Consider the following 15,235-nt stretch of genomic DNA (forward strand, 5'->3'; position numbering starts at 1 on the left):
TTCAGTTGACGGCCAGCACGGGCACGGGCGGGACCAGGTCCTCTTCCGTGAGCAGCTGGCGGCACCAGTCGGCGTTGTAGACGGTCTTGGCGTAGGCGTGACCCCGGTCCGGGGCGATGAAGGCCACCCTGGGGCGGCGCGTGCCGGGGCGGTTGCGGGCGAAGTAGCTGCGGATGGCGGCGTAGATGCTGCCGGTGGAACCGCCCGCGTAGAGGCCGTACCGCTCGACCAGGGCGCGGCAGCCCTCGACCGCGCGCGCCTCGGGGACGATCTCGACCTCGTCGATCACCGCCTGCTCGCACAGCGGGGGCACGATGCTGGAGCCGATGCCGGGGATGCGCCGCTTCTTCGGCGGACCGCCGAAGATCACCGATCCCTCGGTGTCGACGGCCACCACGACGCAGGCCGGGAAGGCCTCCTTGATCCGGCGGGAGACGCCGGCGATGGTGCCGCCCGTCCCCACCCCGACGAACAGGTGGTCTATGGGGCCGGCTTCCGCGATCAGCTCCGCCGCCGTGAAGCGGTAGTGCGCGTCACGGGCGTCCGGGTTGGCGTACTGGTTGGGCCAGTAGGCGTTGCCGAGTTCCACCAGCAGGTCCTGCACCCGGGCCAGCCGGGTGCGCAGGTATCCGCCCGCCGCGTCGTGCGTGGAGACCTTCTCCACACGCCGGCACAGCAGCCGCAGCTGGGCCTCGGTCGCCTCGCTGCAGTTCGGGTCGATCACCGGCACGAAGGGAATGCCCAGCATGCGGCAGTAGAAGGCCAGCGCCAGCGCGAAGTTGCCGGACGACGACTCGACCACCGTGGTGTCCCGGGTGATCTCGCCGCGGTGGATCGCCCGGTCCAGGATCCACAGCGCCGAACGGTCCTTGGAACTGCCCGTCGGATTGCAGAACTCCAGCTTGGCGAGGAGGTCGAGTTCGTCGTCCGCCAACGGCATCAGCGGGGTCCCCGCGAGACCGGAGCGGACCCGTCCTATCCGGTCGATCAGGGTTTGATCAGCACGCCTTTGAAGCATGCCGGGACTGTGGCACGCGGTTTCCAAGACCGGCTCAAGCGCGACTCAAGCGGCGCGCACGGTCGGCGTGGGCCGCTCGGGCGCCGTGCGGCGGGCTGTTCGACCGCGCACGGCGGACAGTCGGACGGCCGGACAGCCGGACGGGGTGGCGGGCGCCCGTGGCACCGGGCCGCCGTCCGGTCGGACCGGGGTGTCGTCCGGTCGGTCCGATGTGCCGTCCGGTCGGTCCCAGGGTGCCGTCCGGTCAGTCCGGGGCGTCGGGCAGGTAGTTGCGCCGTACGGCCTGCACGCCCGCCTGGAAGCGGCTGCGCGCGTCCAGCAGGCTCAGCAGGGACGCCATGGTGCGGCGCACCGTGCGGTCGGACACCCCGAGCTGATGCGCGATCGCTTCGTCGGTGAGCCCTTGCGCCATCAGCCGAAGCACCTCAGCCTGGTGCGCGGTGAGTTTCCCGGGGCTGCGCTCCGGAGAGGCGCCCATGGGCCGTGCGGACTGCCACACCGTCTCGAACAGCGCGTGCAGCAGGGCGATCGTGCCCGGGTTGTCCACGACGACCGCGCCGGCCCCGGTGTTCTTGCTGTCGGCCGCGATGAGCGCCGTACGACGGTCGATGAGGATGAGGCGATTGGGAAGGGTGGGGGTGGTGCGGACCTGGGCGCCGTGAGCGGAGAGCCATTCGGCATGGGCGACGGTCGGCGCGTCGCGGCGGATGCTGTCCAGATAGACGGTACGCATCCGGACGCCGCGATCGAGCAGGCGGAGATTGAGCGGGCGCGAGGAGGCCATGTTCTCGGGGGTCTGCGGACCTCCGGGGGCGAACGTCAGGAATTCCTCCCGGACCTCCTTGGTGAGGATCTCCAGGTGCTCCCTGATCGCCTCCACACCCGACAGGAAGTGGAACCCGGAACCGGCACCGGGAGCGTACTGCTGCGCGAACTGGGCGATGGTCTCGGCGACCATCGCGCGACTCGCCTCCACGCGCTGGCGGTGGGCCGCCAACTCGGCCTGCTGCTGGGCGAGGAGGGCCTCCAGGCCGAGCAAAGGGTTCACCGCGCGTAGACCCGACTGGTTCTCCGACGACGGCCTGATCAGTGCCAGCCCGCTCAGCCGGTCCAGTGCCGCGCGCACCTCGCCCGCCGGCAGACCGAGATCCTCCGCCCAGGCGGCCACGTCTCCCTCCGGCCGCGCCAGCATCGTCCGATACACGGCTTCCGAAGTCGGATCTATCCCGAGTCCAGAAAGCAATGCGATCTCCCCCCAGACACCTCGTCGGTGCAGGCCCGCATGCGAAAAAAACGCTCCTGAGATTACACGAGTGAGCGGGCCGGAGCTGTGACGGAGATCGCCCCCCGTCTTCGCAGGCCACAACGGGCCTGCCCCGCACTGGAGTTGTCACCGATGTACCTGGTCCACCTTCATCTGGGACCGCATCCGGCCGGTCTGCGGCTGCCCGAGGACACCGCGTCCGTCGTCGCCGGCGCCGCCCCGGACGCGGCGTTCCTGCGGCACGCCACCGTGCACGCCGGGGACGAGCCCGCCCTGGGTCTCTTCCTGTCGGCCGAGGGGCCGGAGCAGGCCCAGACGACGGCCCGCCTGGTGTGGTGGCGGGCGGTCGCCGCCCGCCCCGAGCTGGGTGGCTGGCCGGTGCTCGGCACCCGCCTGGCCCTGACCCCGCCGGACCGGACACACAGCTGCTGACCTGCATCGCGACTCCGATGTGTCCGCCAGCGGACATGTCCGCTCTGCCCCCTGGGAAACCCCTTTTCTCCGTGCCCCGTCCCGGGTGGAATTCCCTGTGTCGGAGTGATCACGGACCGGATCGACGCCGACGGGTATCACGCGGAAGAGTCGAAGGGGAGACGGACAGATGCGTCGAGTTGCTGGTTTCGGGGTGGCGGTCGCGGCGGTGCTGGCGATCGTGACGGGCGCGGCGCACCCGCAGGACCGGACGGCCGAGCAGGCGGGGGACGCGGGCTGGCAGAAGGCGACCCCCACGGTCGTCCTCGCCGACGCGGGCTGGCAGAAGGCGACCCCGACGGCGGCCCGCACCGACGCGGGCTGGCAGAAGGCGACCCCGACGGCGGCCCGCACCGACGCGGGCTGGCAGTAGGGGAGCGTGGGTGACAAGGGCGCCCGGGAGTCCCGTGTGGAGACTGTGATGTCCGAGACCGCGATGTCGGTGCCGGCCTGCCGGAACGACGCCGACCACCTGCTCGCACTGCGCGACGACCTGCTCCGCCTGCCGGTGGAGGAGATCCCCGTCGGGGCGCTGAGGGTGACCGGATCGCCCCGCAGCCGAGCGGAGGACCCGGACCACACCCGCACCCTCGCGGAGGCCGGCGACGCCCTGCCCCCGGTGATCGCGCACCGCCCGTCCATGACCGTCGTGGACGGAGTCCACCGCCTGCGGGCGGCACAGTCGCGGGGCGCGGCCACCATCGCCGTCCGCTTCTACGACGGCAGCATGGAGGACGCAAGGTTGTTGGCGGTCGCCCTCAACGTCACCCACGGCCTGCCGCTCACCCTGGCCGAACGCACCGCCGCCGCGGAACGCGTCCTCACCGCCCGGCCCACCTGGTCGGACCGGGCGGTGGCCTCCGTCGCCGGGCTGTCCCCCGGCAAGACGGCGCAGATCCGGCGCCGGGTCCTCGGCCCGGCGGTGCCCGGCACCATGCGCGTCGGCCGGGACGGTCGCGCCCGCCCCGTGGACGCCTCCCACGGCCGTGCCCTGGCCGCCGCCCTGCTCCGGGAGGATCCGACGGCCTCACTGCGCCGGATCGCCCGGGAAGCCGGTATCTCACCGGCCACCGTCGCCGACGTCCGCGACCGGCTGGCCCGCGGCGACGACCCCGTGCGCCCCGGCGACGGCCCCCGGCGCAGAACCACGCCCAAGACGCCGGGACCCGCACCGGACGTGGGCGAGATCCACAGCCGGCTGCGCCGTGACCCGGCGCTCCGCCTCAGCGAGACCGGCCGCTCCTTCCTGCGGCTGCTGGACGCCGGCGCCACCCTCGCCCGGCACCGCGAGGGCATCGCCGCCAGCCTGCCTCCGCACTGCAAGGCCGCCGCGGCCCACCTGGCCGAGGCCTATGCACAGAGCTGGCAGAAGCTCGCCAACGAACTGCAGTAGACCGGATCACCGGGCCGTACCCAGGCCCGCCGGAAACGGGGAGAACCCATGCGAGTCAATCTTCTCGGACCGCTGGAGATCTATGCCGGCGAACCCGGCGTCAACGCGGTCCCCGCGGCCCAGAAGGTCCGCCAGACCCTGGCGGTGCTCATCCTGAACGCCAACCGGGTGGTGCGCTTCGAGCAGCTCATGGAGGAGCTGTGGGAGGACAACCCGCCCGCCCGGGCCCACACCGCCCTGCAGACGTACGTCTACCAGATCAGGAAGCGCTTCGACCTCGGCAACCCCAGGAGCGACGGCCACGACCGGGACACCGGCCGGCCGGTCCTCGGCACCGTGGACGGCGGCTACCAGCTCACGCTGCCCGAGGACCACGTCGACGCCTTCCGCTTCGAGCCGCTGATCGCTCGCGCCCGCAAGGACTTCCGGGCCGGCGACCACCCCACCGCCCGTGACCGCGTCGCCGCCGCCCTCGCGCTCTGGCGCGACACGGCCCTGGTCGACGTCCGCAAGGGACCCCTGCTGGAGGCGGAGGCACTGCGCCTGAACGAACTGCACACCAGCGCCAACCAACTGCGCATCGAGGCCGACCTCCACCTCGGCCGCCATCACGAACTGCTGAGTGAACTGACCTCCCTGGCCGCCCTCGAACCGACCAACGAGAGCCATCAGCGGAACCTGATGACGGCGCTGTACCGCACCGACCGCCGGGCCGACGCCCTCCGCGTCTACCAGCGGGCCCGCACCCTCATCGCCGACGAGTTCGGACTCGACCCGTCACCCGAGCTCCAGGCCCTGCACACCGCCATCCTGCAGTCCGACGACAATCTGCTGCGCACCACGGGGCCGTCCGCACCGGCACCGGCGTCCGCCCCGCGCGTCCCCTGTCATCTGCCGGCCCCGCACGAGCGGTTGACCGGCCGCGGCGGCCAGCTGGCCCGGGCCACCTCCGCGCTGCGGTCCGGGGTGGTCCCCGGACCGGCTCTCGTCGTCGTGGGCGGCGCCCCCGGCACCGGCAAGACCGCTCTGTGCCTGCACGCCGCCCGCCAGGTGAGCGACCACTACCCCGACGGCCAGCTCTACGGCCGCCTCCTCGACGACTCCGGCCGGCCCGTCGCCCACGCCGACATCCTCCGCTCCTTCCTGCGGGGACTCGGCGCCACGGAGGACCTGCTGCGCCTCGGCGCGACCGACCTGAGCCTGATGTTCCGCAGCTGGACCGCCGACCGGCGGGTCCTCGTGGTGCTGGACGACGTGACCGGACCCGACGACCTCGGCCTGCTGCTCCCCTCGGGCCGCCGTTGCGGCGCGGTGATCAGCAGCAGGCGGCGGCTGTTCGTCCCCTCCTGCACGGAGCACATCGAACTCACCCGGCTCCCGCTCGACGACTGTCTGCACCTGCTGGTCTCCTCCGTGCCGGAACACCGCATCACCATGGATCCGCACGGCTCCCGGGAGCTGGCCGAGCTGTGTCACGGCCTGCCCGGCGCGCTGTCCGCCGTCGCCGCCCGGCTCCGGCTGCGGCCGCACTGGACCGCCCGCCAGGCCCTCACCTGGGCCACGGCCGCCGCCCGGTCGGGCGAGGACCCGCTCGGGCTGCGGACCGCCCTGGAGCGGACGCTCGTCACCCTTCCCGGCAACCTGCGCGGGGCCGTGCCCCTGCTGCTCTCCTGCGACGGCGCCGACCGGCCCACCCCGGCCGCGGCGGCCGCACTCCTCGGCACTGACGAGCAGCGGGCCGCGAACCTGCTCGAAGACCTCGTCGACGCCTACCTGCTCAGCGCCCCGGCCTCCGGGCCGGCCGGAGACCACCCCTGCACCGGAGACCACCCCTACCTCTGGGAACCGCCGCTCCAGGCGCTCCGAGCCGCCACCGGCGAACCGGTCCACCGCGCGGAGCACTCCGTGGCAGCCTGACCCGCCCGGCCACGGGACGGGCGGGCGGCCGGTTTCACGTGAAACAGGCCGTGGGGCGGACGCGTTGTTCTCGTCCGCCCCACGGCCTGTTCACGCTCCGACGTGACCGATCCGGCTCACTCCTGCTCGTCGCGGTCCGCCGCCTCGTCCTCCGCCTGTTTCGCCTGCACCTCGGGGTCGAGCACCGAGCCGCCGCTGCCGTCCACGGAACTCAGCCGGCCCGCCTCCGGGACCTCCGTGGCGGCGGGAGGCTCGACCAGCCAGTCGGGGTTGGCCTGCTTGTCCCACCACTTCCAGGCCGCGAAGGCGCCACCGGCCACGGCGGTGAGCACTGCCAGCACCTTCAGGGTCCGGCCGGCCCTGGACCGCCGCGCGTTCTTCCTGGCCATCTTCTGGATCTGCTGCGCGGAGACCTGACCGCGCAGCGCGACCAGGGCGGCGGCGCCCCGTGCGGCGGCCTCGTCGCGCACCGGGGCGGCCGCGGCCAGGGCCTGCTCGATCTTCGGGCGCGAGTACTCGGCGGCCTGCCGGGCGGCCTTACGGGTGCGGACGGCGGCTTCGTGCGCGGCCAGGTCCACCTTCGGCGGCACGTGCGCGCGCGCCTGCTCCAGACGCGGGGCGAGCAGGGCGTCGTACTGGTCGCGGGCCTGTTCGGCGGCCTGCGACACCACGGGTGCCAGCCGTACGCGCGCTTCCTGTGCGTAGTACGCGGCACGCTCCTTGGCTGTGTCGGCGTAAGGCGCCACCACTTCCGCGGCGTGCAGCACGCTGTCCTTCGCCGAACCGGTCGCGGCGCGCACGCTGTCGATGCGGGTCACGGGTTCCTCCTCCTCGGTGGCGTACGGTATTTCGACTTTCCACCCTTTTACGGATCATGCCTGCCAATGCTCCGTGCGGCATGTGAGGGCGGGCATATGGGTGCCGATCCACGCTTCGGCCCGATTCCGGGCGAACCAAGATGAAGCAGCCTCCTGTCGACCCTGCCACGAATCACCGTCGCGCGCCCCCCTCACCCCACAACTGACCGCTGCCGGGCGACGTACGCCCCGGACCATGCGAGGATCGGGGAGTCACAGGAAGACAACGGAAGGCAGATCGTGGCTGAGCAGCTTTACGCCACCCTGAAGACCAACCACGGCGACATCGAGGTCCGGCTGTTCCCGAACCACGCGCCCGTCACGGTCAAGAACTTTGTCGAGCTGGCCCAGGGCGAGCGCGAGTGGACGCACCCGGGCACGGGTGAGAAGAGCACGAACCGGCTCTACGACGGCACGATCTTCCACCGTGTCATCAGCGGCTTCATGATCCAGGGCGGCGACCCGCTGGGCAGCGGCATCGGCGGCCCGGGCTACAAGTTCGAGGACGAGTTCCACCCGGACCTGTCCTTCAACAAGCCCTACCTCCTGGCCATGGCCAACGCCGGCCCGGGCACCAACGGCTCGCAGTTCTTCATCACCGTCGCCCCGACCACGTGGCTGACCCGCAAGCACACCATCTTCGGCGAGGTCACCGACGAGGCCAGCCAGAAGGTCGTCGACGCCATCGCCGGCGTCCCCACCGGCCGCAACGACCGTCCTGCCAAGGACGTCGTGATCGAGTCGGTCGTCATCGAGAAGCGCGAAGGCTGACCCACCGCTTCCCGGGACCGTCCGCAGGGAACCAAACGCCCCGCTCGTCCGTAAGGATGAGCGGGGCGGGGTATTTGTCCCGGGCAGTCCCACGACGAGCAAGGGAATCCGATGGAGAACCAGGCCGCAGGCAGCGCGCAGGGTGCTCGCAGCGCGCCCGTGTGCTACCGGCACCCGGACCGTGAGACCGGCGTGCGCTGTACCCGGTGCGAGCGTCCCATCTGCCCCGAGTGCATGGTCAGCGCCTCGGTCGGCTTCCAGTGCCCCGACTGCGTCCGCGGCGGATCCGGCACGGGCCACGCCCCGGCCGCGTCCCGGCCGCGCACGGTCGCCGGCGGCACCGTGGCCTCCGACCCGCGACTGCTCACCAAGATCCTCATCGGGATCAACCTCGCGGTGTTCGTCGCGGTCCAGGCCGACACGTCACTGCTCGACCACCTCGTCCTCTACGGAGCCTGGCCGCCCAAGCCGTTCACGCCCACCTCCGGGGTGGCCGGCGGCGAGTGGTACCGCTTCGTGACGTCGATGTTCACGCACCAGCAGTACTGGCACATCGCCTTCAACATGCTGAGCCTGTGGTGGATCGGCGGCCCGCTCGAAGCGGCCCTCGGCCGGATCCGCTACCTCACGGTCTACTTCGTCTCCGGGCTGGCCGGCGGCGCGCTGACGTACCTGCTCGCGCCCGCGACGCAGGGCTCGCTGGGCGCGTCCGGTGCGATCTTCGGCCTCTTCGGAGCCACGGCCGTGCTGATGCGCCGGCTCAACTACGACCTGCGGCCGGTCATCGCGCTGCTGGTCATCAACCTGATCATCACCTTCAGCCCCGGTATGAACATCGCGTGGGAGGCGCACATCGGCGGGCTGGTGGCCGGAGTCGTCACCGGGTACGCCATGGTCCACGCCCCGCGCGAGAGACGAGCGCTGATCCAGTACGGCACCTGCGCCGTCGTCCTGGCGGTCGCGGTCGCCCTCGCCCTGGTCAGGACCGCTCAGCTGACCTGAATACGAACCGTTGTCCACAGCGCGTGCCGGATCTTGTGCACACTGTGCGCGGATGGCGGCGCCCCCTGCTGATCCGGCGCGTTCGCGCAGGTCAACAGGGGGCGAATGGGTGTGCGAGAGCCGGTAGGGCAGTCACACCGGCGTCAACCGCCGATGAGTTATCCACAGATCGTAGTCTTTTCCCCAGGGGGTATGTGGATACTTCTGCAGGCCTGTGGATAACTCAGGGGACAGCCCTGGGCAGAGGTTGCGCGACCGCCCCGGTATCGGCTACTTCCACTGCGTGGAGACGGCGAAGCCGGCGGCGATGAAACCGAAGCCGACCACGATGTTCCAGTTGTCCAGCGCGTCGATGGGCAGCGAGCCGCCGGTCACGTAGAAGACGACGATCCAGGCCAGGCCGATGAGGAACATGGCCAGCATCACGGGCGCGACCCAGGACCGGTTGGTCAGCTTGATCGCCTGCGCCGCCTTGGCGGGCGGCGGCGTGTAGTCGGCCTTCTTGCGGATACGTGACTTCGGCACGAGGGTCTCTCCTGTCGATGCGCTGCGTGGCCGCGCAGGTAACTGGGTCGGGCTCGGGGCAGCGTACAAGGGGCCAACATGACGACTCTGTGTGCTCCCCCGGGCGTCCGTTAGCGTAGTGCTTCCGTGGCGCCGAAGGAGATAAGGGTACGTTGAGCAATTCTGCCGACTCCCCAGGGACGGGAGCAATGGGTTCCGGCTCCGGACGGCGCACGCGCCTGCGGCCGGTGCGCGTGCTCACCGCCGCCGTCTTCGCCCTGGCGGGGCTCATCTTCTTCACCAGCTTCGACACGGCCAAGGGCACGGACATCCGGCAGGACGCCTCCCTGCTGAAGCTGTCCGACCTGATCCAGGAGCGCAGCCGCAAGAACAAGGAGCTGGACGAGTCCAACGCGTCCCTGCGCGGCAGCGTGGAGTCGCTCGCGGAGAGCGACGACGGCAGCACCAGGGCCCAGGACGAGAAGCTCAGCGGTCTGGAGAAGACGGCGGGCACCGAGAAGCTGACCGGCAGCGCGATCTCCGTCACCCTGAACGACGCCCCGCCCAACGCCACCGCCAAGCTTCCCGGCTACCCCGAGCCGCAGCCCGACTACCTGGTCATCCACCAGCAGGACCTGCAGGCCGTGGTGAACGCCCTGTGGCAGGGCGGGGCCAAGGGCATCAAGGTCATGGACCAGCGGCTGATCTCCACCAGCGCCGTGCGCTGCGTCGGCAACACCCTGATCCTCCAGGGCCGCGTCTACTCACCGCCGTACAAGATCACGGCCGTCGGCGATCCGGACAGGCTGCAGCAGTCGCTCGCGGCGAGCAAGGCGATCCAGACCTACATGGTGTACGTCAACGTCTACGGCCTCGGCTGGAAGGTCACCGAGGACGGGACGGTGACCCTTCCCGGCTACTCGGGCACGGTGGACCTGCACTACGCGAAGCCGGTGGAGTAGCCCCGGCGCCCCTGGACGACCCCTTCGAAGATATTCGCGTATCGGATCGACGAAGGGCCGCACAAAACCGTTCCGGCGCACGTTGAGGTGATCGACCCTGTGCCTCGTAAGTCCGGGTACGCGCCCGGACTCCGCACAGCCCGCGGAGGCAGGCGAACCGGAGGCCGTGCGCCGCTAGTCTGGTGCCGTGCGGCGGGAGTCCGGTGCCGTGGAGACAGGGAAGGGACGGCATGTACGGCTGGATCTGGCGGCATCTGCCGGGGAACGCGTGGGTGAAGGCGCTCGTCTCGCTCGTCCTGGTCCTGGCCGTCGTCTACGTCCTCTTCCAGTACGTCTTCCCGTGGGCCGAACCGCTGCTGCCCTTCAACGATGTGACGGTGGACAACCAGTGACTGCGCGGATTCTCGTCGTCGACAACTACGACAGCTTCGTCTTCAACCTCGTCCAGTACCTGTACCAGCTGGGCGCCGAGTGCGAGGTCCTGCGCAACGACGAGGTGTCGACCGCGCACGCCCAGGACGGCTTCGACGGTGTGCTCCTCTCGCCCGGCCCGGGCACACCGGAGCAGGCGGGCGTCTGCGTGGACATGGTCCGCCACTGCGCGTCGACCGGGGTGCCGGTCTTCGGCGTGTGCCTGGGCATGCAGTCCATGCAGGTGGCGTACGGCGGCGTGGTCGACCGGGCACCCGAGCTGCTGCACGGCAAGACCTCGCTGGTCGAGCACGAGGGCAAGGGCGTCTTCGCGGGCCTGCCCTCCCCCTTCACCGCGACCCGCTACCACTCCCTGGCCGCCGAACCGGCCACCGTCCCGGCCGAGCTGGAAGTGACCGCCCGGACGCACGACGGCATCATCATGGGCCTGCGCCACCGCGAACTCCTCGTCGAGGGCGTGCAGTTCCACCCCGAGTCGGTCCTGACCGAGCACGGGCACCGGATGCTGGCCAACTGGCTGGCGGAGTGCGGCGACCAGGGTGCCGTGGCGAGGTCGGCGGGGCTGGCCCCGGTGGTGGGCAGGGCCACGGCGTGACCGCGCTGCGCCCCGAGCGTGAGGACTCGTACGGGGAGCAACCGTACGCGTCCCATGGCGGTGCGCCGCACGCCGGCCGCGGCGCCGGACGGCATGCCGGCCGGCGCGGGGACCCGCCGACGGCCCCGATGCCGGCGATCACGGACCGGCAGCCGGGGGCACAGCCGCCCGCCGATGACGAGACGATGGCGTTGCGGGTCGCGGACCTGAGGTCCGGCGGCCCGCTTAGCGAGCCCCAACGGGCCTCTGTGGCCTCTTCCGCCGCTCCGGCCACCGGGGGCGCGCCGGGCGGCCGCGCGGCCCGCAGGAAGGCCGCCAAGCGGCGCGGTGGCCGCCACGGCGGGACGCGCGAGGAGCCGCCCGCGCCGCCGGCGGAGCCCGGCCGGCCGCTGTCCCGGGTGGAGGCCCGCCGGCAGGAGCGGCTGCGCAGGCCGGGTCCGGCCGTCGTCGCGAGCCGGGCGATCGGCGAGGTGTTCATCACCACCGGTGTGCTGATGCTGCTGTTCGTCACCTACCAGCTGTGGTGGACGAACGTCCGCGCCCACGCGCAGGCGGGCAAGGAGACGCACCAGCTGCAGGACGACTGGGCCAGCGGCAAGCGCAGTCCGGGCGTCTTCGAGCCGGGGCAGGGCTTCGCCATCCTGCACATCCCGAAGCTCGACGTGGTCGCCCCCATCGCGGAGGGCGTCAGCAACAAGAAGGTGCTCGACAAGGGCATGGTCGGGCACTACGGCGAGGGCAGCCTGAAGACGGCGATGCCCGACGCCAGGACCGGCAACTTCGGCCTGGCGGCGCACCGCAACACGCACGGTGAGCCCTTCCGGTACATCAACAGGCTCACGCCCGGCGACGCCGTCGTGGTGGAGACGCAGGACGACTACTTCGTCTACAAGGTGACGTCGACGCTCCCCGTGACGCCGCCGTCCAACACGAGCGTGCTGGATCCCATACCCAAGGACTCCGGCTTCACCGAACCCGGCCGCTACATCACCCTCACCACGTGTACGCCGGAGTTCACCAGCAAGTACCGGCTGATCGTCTGGGGCAAGATGGTCCAGGAACGCCCGCGCAGCAAGGGCAAGCCGGACGCGCTCATCGAGTAGGGCTCTTCGAGTAAGGCAGAGGAACTGTGGCAGCGACCGCCGACGAGACCGAAGAACACGCGGACGCGTCCGCTCCCGACCCCCGTCCGCGCCGGAGCCCGGGCCGGATCGCCCTGGCGGTCAGCCTCTTCGGCGAGCTCCTCATCACCGTGGGCGTGCTGCTCGCCCTGTTCGTCGTCTACTCGCTGTGGTGGACCAACGTGATAGCGGACCGCAAGGCCGACCGGCGGGCCGAGCAGGTCCGCGACCACTGGGCGCACGCCGCGGACTCCGGCCCGGGCACGCTGGACACCGGGGACGGCATCGGCTTCCTGCACGTGCCGGCCATGGGGAACGGCGAGGTCCTGGTCGAGAAGGGAACGGGCACGGACGTCCTGAACGACGGCGTGGCCGGCTACTACACGGATCCGGTGAAGGCCACGCTGCCCACCTCCGGGAAGAAGGGCAACTTCGCCCTGGCCGCCCACCGCGACGGCCACGGGGCGAAGTTCCACGACATCGACAAGCTGCGGGACGGCGACCCGATCGTCTTCGAGACGAAGGACGACTGGTACGTCTACAAGGTCTACTCGGTCCTTCCCGAGACCTCGAAGTACGACGTCAAGGTCCTCTCCCCGGTCCCCAGGGAGTCCGGCCGGAAGAAGCCCGGCCACTACATCACCCTGACGACCTGCACCCCGGTCTACACGAGCCGCTACCGCTACGTGGTCTGGGGCGAGCTGGTCCGCGTGGAGAAGGTCGACGGCAGGCGCACACCGCCGGCGGAACTGAAGTAGCGTCCGCCGGGGAAGTCCGGCGAGCGCCACTGATGGGTGCGGGGGCGGGCGTCAGCCGTTGTTGCCGCCGAGGAAGCCGCCGCCGTTGTTGTTGCCGCCGTTGTTGCCGCCGCCGATGCCCACGGTCGTCAGGGTGATCGTGGTGCCGGCGGGGTCGTCGACCTGCTGGTTCTGCTTCGGGTCCTGATCGGTGACGAACGCGTTGTCGCCGCTGTCGCTGCCCGGGGCGAACTGGATGTTCGTGAAGCCGGCGGCCGTCAGGATCTGCTTGGCCACGGCGACCGTGCGGCCACGGACGTCGGGGACCTGGGTCTTCTGCTTCTGCAGCTTGCCGACGTTGACCGCGATGGGCGTGTTCTTGGAGACCTGCTGGCCCGCCTGCGGGTTGGTGCTGAGGACCTTGCCGTCGTCGTCGGGGTTGGTCGTGTCGGTGTCGTTGCAGGTCGGGGCGAGACCCTGGGCCTTCAGCTTGGCGGTCGCCTCGTCGCAGGACAGGCCGGTGACGTCCTCGACCGTGACCTTCTCCTCCGCCTTGGCGACGGTGAGGGTGATGGTCGTGCCCTTCTCCTTGCTCGTGCCGCCCTCGGGGTCCTGGGAGATGACCACGCCCGGCGTCCGGGTCGACACCTCGGTCTTCCTCTCGACCTCGAAGCCCTTGCCCTTGAGCTGGGCCTTGGCGTCGGCGAACTGGATGCCCTGCACGTCCGGCACGGTGACCTTGGGCGCGCCCGTGGAGACCACCAGGTCGACGGTGGAGTTCTTGTCGACCTTGGTGCCCGAGTCCGGGTTCTGCGTGCAGACCTGACCCGCGGGCTGGTTGTCGCACTCCTTCTTGGTGACCGACACCTTCAGGTCGACGTTGACGGCCATCTTCTTCGCCGTCTTCTCGGGCTGGCCGATGAAGCTCGGCACCGGGACCTTGCCGTCGCCGTCGTTCCCGCCGCCGACGGCGTACTTGCCGATGAGAATCGCGCCGATCAGGACCAGGACGCCCGCGACCACGAGCAGGATCGTGGAGGTATTGGACTTCTTCTGCTGGCGGCGGCGGTCGGGGCGGTCGTCGTAGCCGAAGCCGCCGTCGTCCGGGTTCATCGGCGGGAGCATGCTGGTCGCGCCCGCGTCCGCCCGCATCGCCGTCGTCGGCTGGTCGTCGGGGTAGCCGCCGTAGCCGGCCGCGCCCATCGCGGCGGTGGCCGCGACCGGCTGGCCGTCGAGGCAGGCCTCGATGTCGGCGCGCATCTCGTCGGCCGACTGGTAGCGGTAGTCCGGGTCCTTGACCAGCGCCTTCAGGACGATGGCGTCCATCTCGGGCGTGATCTCGGGGTCGAAGACCGAAGGGGCCTGCGGCTCCTCGCGGACGTGCTGGTAGGCCACGGCCACGGGGGAGTCGCCCACGAAGGGCGGGCGGACGGTCAGCAGCTCGTAGAGGAGGCAACCGGTCGAATACAGGTCCGAGCGGGCGTCGACCTGCTCGCCCTTGGCCTGCTCGGGCGAGAGGTACTGGGCGGTGCCGATGACCGCGGCCGTCTGCGTCATCGTCATGCCGGAGTCGCCCATGGCGCGGGCGATGCCGAAGTCCATGACCTTGACCTGGCCGTTGCGGGTCAGCATCACGTTGGCCGGCTTGATGTCGCGGTGGACGATGCCGCTGCGGTGGGCGTACTCCAGACCCTGGAGGATGCCGACGGTCATCTCCATGGCGCGCTCGGGCAGCAGCTTGCGGCCGGAGTGCAGCAGCTCACGGAGCGTGGAGCCGTCGACGTACTCCATCACGATGTACGGGATCGACACATCGCCGATGTAGTCCTCGCCCGTGTCGTAGACCGCGACGATCGCGGGATGGTTGAGCGAGGCGGCCGACTGGGCCTCCCGGCGGAACCGGGCCTGGAAGGACGGATCACGCGCCAGGTCCGCGCGCAGCGTCTTCACCGCCACGGTGCGGCCGAGGCGGGTGTCATGCGCGAGGTAGACCTCCGCCATGCCACCACGGCCGAGCACGTGGCCCAGTTCGTACCGGCCGCCGAGGCGACGCGGCTCTTCCATAGCTACCTACCAGCCCTCTCCGTCGGTCCCGGCCGTCACGTCCTTGTACGCCCGAGGCTTCCGTCCGGGCCTACCGTACCCGGCTCGCTTTGTATGACCTGGCCAAGCCCGGAACCCGATACAGGAC

Annotated in this window: 16 protein-coding genes and 1 pseudogene; 12 read left to right on the forward strand and 5 right to left on the reverse strand. The window is 70.9% G+C overall.

Going from position 1 to position 15,235, the window contains the following annotated elements; genetic code table 11:
- Nucleotide 1 precedes the first annotated feature (1 nt).
- Together sbnA and IE177_RS16505 are read right to left on the reverse strand one after the other, a co-directional pair.
- A complete protein-coding gene (gene sbnA / locus IE177_RS16500; RefSeq protein ID WP_190016088.1) occupies nucleotides 2-1,018 on the reverse strand; it encodes a 2,3-diaminopropionate biosynthesis protein SbnA in 1,017 nt (338 codons plus the stop codon).
- 244 nt (nucleotides 1,019-1,262) lie between these two features.
- A complete protein-coding gene (locus tag IE177_RS16505) occupies nucleotides 1,263-2,186 on the reverse strand; it encodes a helix-turn-helix transcriptional regulator (protein WP_308431560.1) in 924 nt (307 codons plus the stop codon).
- A gap of 228 nt (nucleotides 2,187-2,414) precedes the next feature.
- Between IE177_RS16505 and IE177_RS16510 the strand changes: the two genes are divergently transcribed.
- The 4 genes from IE177_RS16510 to IE177_RS16525 all read left to right on the forward strand — a co-directional run bounded on the left by IE177_RS16510 (nucleotide 2,415) and on the right by IE177_RS16525 (nucleotide 6,063).
- Nucleotides 2,415-2,714 carry a hypothetical protein gene (locus IE177_RS16510; RefSeq protein WP_190016090.1) on the forward strand — a complete coding sequence of 100 codons (300 nt, stop codon included), beginning with the start codon at nucleotides 2,415-2,417 and terminating at the stop codon, nucleotides 2,712-2,714.
- 169 nt (nucleotides 2,715-2,883) lie between these two features.
- The gene (locus IE177_RS16515; protein ID WP_190016091.1) at nucleotides 2,884-3,126 is read left to right on the forward strand and encodes a hypothetical protein; all 243 of its coding nucleotides are present in this window, start codon (nucleotides 2,884-2,886) and stop codon (nucleotides 3,124-3,126) included.
- A 48-nt stretch (nucleotides 3,127-3,174) separates the two neighbouring features.
- Nucleotides 3,175-4,146 carry a ParB/RepB/Spo0J family partition protein gene (locus IE177_RS16520; RefSeq protein WP_190016092.1) on the forward strand — a complete coding sequence of 324 codons (972 nt, stop codon included), beginning with the start codon at nucleotides 3,175-3,177 and terminating at the stop codon, nucleotides 4,144-4,146.
- 48 nt (nucleotides 4,147-4,194) lie between these two features.
- A complete protein-coding gene (locus tag IE177_RS16525) occupies nucleotides 4,195-6,063 on the forward strand; it encodes an AfsR/SARP family transcriptional regulator (protein WP_190016093.1) in 1,869 nt (622 codons plus the stop codon).
- A 116-nt stretch (nucleotides 6,064-6,179) separates the two neighbouring features.
- On the opposite strand, the gene IE177_RS16530 is transcribed toward IE177_RS16525, so the two are convergent.
- On the reverse strand, nucleotides 6,180-6,881 hold the full coding sequence (locus IE177_RS16530) for a DUF5324 family protein (RefSeq protein ID WP_190016094.1): 702 nt from the start codon (nucleotides 6,879-6,881) through the stop codon (nucleotides 6,180-6,182).
- Between the two features lie 279 nt (nucleotides 6,882-7,160).
- Between IE177_RS16530 and IE177_RS16535 the strand changes: the two genes are divergently transcribed.
- Both IE177_RS16535 and IE177_RS16540 read left to right on the forward strand, forming a co-directional pair.
- Nucleotides 7,161-7,691 (forward strand): peptidylprolyl isomerase, encoded by a 531-nt coding sequence (locus tag IE177_RS16535; RefSeq protein ID WP_190016095.1) that lies wholly within the window; start codon nucleotides 7,161-7,163, stop codon nucleotides 7,689-7,691.
- Between the two features lie 111 nt (nucleotides 7,692-7,802).
- The gene (locus IE177_RS16540) at nucleotides 7,803-8,693 is read left to right on the forward strand and encodes a rhomboid family intramembrane serine protease (protein WP_190016096.1); all 891 of its coding nucleotides are present in this window, start codon (nucleotides 7,803-7,805) and stop codon (nucleotides 8,691-8,693) included.
- Nucleotides 8,694-8,963: 270 nt separating this feature from the next.
- On the opposite strand, the gene crgA is transcribed toward IE177_RS16540, so the two are convergent.
- Entirely contained in the window at nucleotides 8,964-9,218 is a 255-nt protein-coding gene (crgA, locus tag IE177_RS16545) for a cell division protein CrgA (RefSeq protein WP_190016097.1), read from the reverse strand.
- A gap of 152 nt (nucleotides 9,219-9,370) precedes the next feature.
- Here crgA and IE177_RS16550 point away from each other — a divergent pair, with 152 nt between their 5' ends.
- The 6 genes and pseudogenes from IE177_RS16550 (at nucleotide 9,371) to IE177_RS16570 (ending at nucleotide 13,065) form a co-directional block, all read left to right on the forward strand.
- Complete coding sequence (locus IE177_RS16550; protein ID WP_190016098.1) at nucleotides 9,371-10,159, forward strand: DUF881 domain-containing protein; 789 nt, start codon at nucleotides 9,371-9,373, stop codon at nucleotides 10,157-10,159.
- Between the two features lie 33 nt (nucleotides 10,160-10,192).
- A pseudogene (locus tag IE177_RS34825) lies at nucleotides 10,193-10,337 on the forward strand (class E sortase); the annotation flags it as partial.
- Nucleotides 10,338-10,389: 52 nt separating this feature from the next.
- Nucleotides 10,390-10,551, forward strand: coding sequence for a hypothetical protein (locus tag IE177_RS16555; RefSeq protein WP_190016099.1), 162 nt, complete (start codon nucleotides 10,390-10,392; stop codon nucleotides 10,549-10,551).
- The gene (locus IE177_RS16560; RefSeq protein WP_190016100.1) at nucleotides 10,548-11,186 is read left to right on the forward strand and encodes an aminodeoxychorismate/anthranilate synthase component II; all 639 of its coding nucleotides are present in this window, start codon (nucleotides 10,548-10,550) and stop codon (nucleotides 11,184-11,186) included. Before IE177_RS16555 ends, IE177_RS16560 begins: the two co-directional genes overlap by 4 nt.
- Complete coding sequence (locus IE177_RS16565; RefSeq protein WP_190016101.1) at nucleotides 11,183-12,289, forward strand: class E sortase; 1,107 nt, start codon at nucleotides 11,183-11,185, stop codon at nucleotides 12,287-12,289. Before IE177_RS16560 ends, IE177_RS16565 begins: the two co-directional genes overlap by 4 nt.
- Before the next feature lie 26 nt (nucleotides 12,290-12,315).
- Nucleotides 12,316-13,065: a class E sortase gene (locus IE177_RS16570; protein ID WP_190016102.1), complete on the forward strand. Its 750-nt coding sequence runs from the start codon at nucleotides 12,316-12,318 to the stop codon at nucleotides 13,063-13,065.
- 51 nt (nucleotides 13,066-13,116) lie between these two features.
- Here IE177_RS16570 and pknB read toward each other — a convergent pair whose 3' ends face one another.
- Nucleotides 13,117-15,108 carry a Stk1 family PASTA domain-containing Ser/Thr kinase gene (gene pknB / locus IE177_RS16575; RefSeq protein ID WP_190016103.1) on the reverse strand — a complete coding sequence of 664 codons (1,992 nt, stop codon included), beginning with the start codon at nucleotides 15,106-15,108 and terminating at the stop codon, nucleotides 13,117-13,119.
- Between the last annotated feature and the right edge of the window lie 127 nt (nucleotides 15,109-15,235).

Origin of the sequence: Streptomyces lucensis JCM 4490, from assembly GCF_014650035.1 — a bacterium.
Taxonomy (GTDB): domain Bacteria; phylum Actinomycetota; class Actinomycetes; order Streptomycetales; family Streptomycetaceae; genus Streptomyces; species Streptomyces lucensis.

Bases quoted from the DNA above. Each gene is read 5' to 3' on its own strand.
- sbnA (WP_190016088.1), bottom strand. From the start codon at position 1,018: ATGCTTCAAAGGCGTGCTGATCAAACCCTGATCGACCGGATAGGACGG.
- IE177_RS16540 (WP_190016096.1), top strand. From the start codon at position 7,803: ATGGAGAACCAGGCCGCAGGCAGCGCGCAGGGTGCTCGCAGCGCGCCC.
- IE177_RS16525 (WP_190016093.1), top strand. From the start codon at position 4,195: ATGCGAGTCAATCTTCTCGGACCGCTGGAGATCTATGCCGGCGAACCC.
- IE177_RS16510 (WP_190016090.1), top strand. From the start codon at position 2,415: ATGTACCTGGTCCACCTTCATCTGGGACCGCATCCGGCCGGTCTGCGG.
- IE177_RS16515 (WP_190016091.1), top strand. From the start codon at position 2,884: ATGCGTCGAGTTGCTGGTTTCGGGGTGGCGGTCGCGGCGGTGCTGGCG.
- IE177_RS16555 (WP_190016099.1), top strand. From the start codon at position 10,390: ATGTACGGCTGGATCTGGCGGCATCTGCCGGGGAACGCGTGGGTGAAG.
- IE177_RS16520 (WP_190016092.1), top strand. From the start codon at position 3,175: ATGTCCGAGACCGCGATGTCGGTGCCGGCCTGCCGGAACGACGCCGAC.
- pknB (WP_190016103.1), bottom strand. From the start codon at position 15,108: ATGGAAGAGCCGCGTCGCCTCGGCGGCCGGTACGAACTGGGCCACGTG.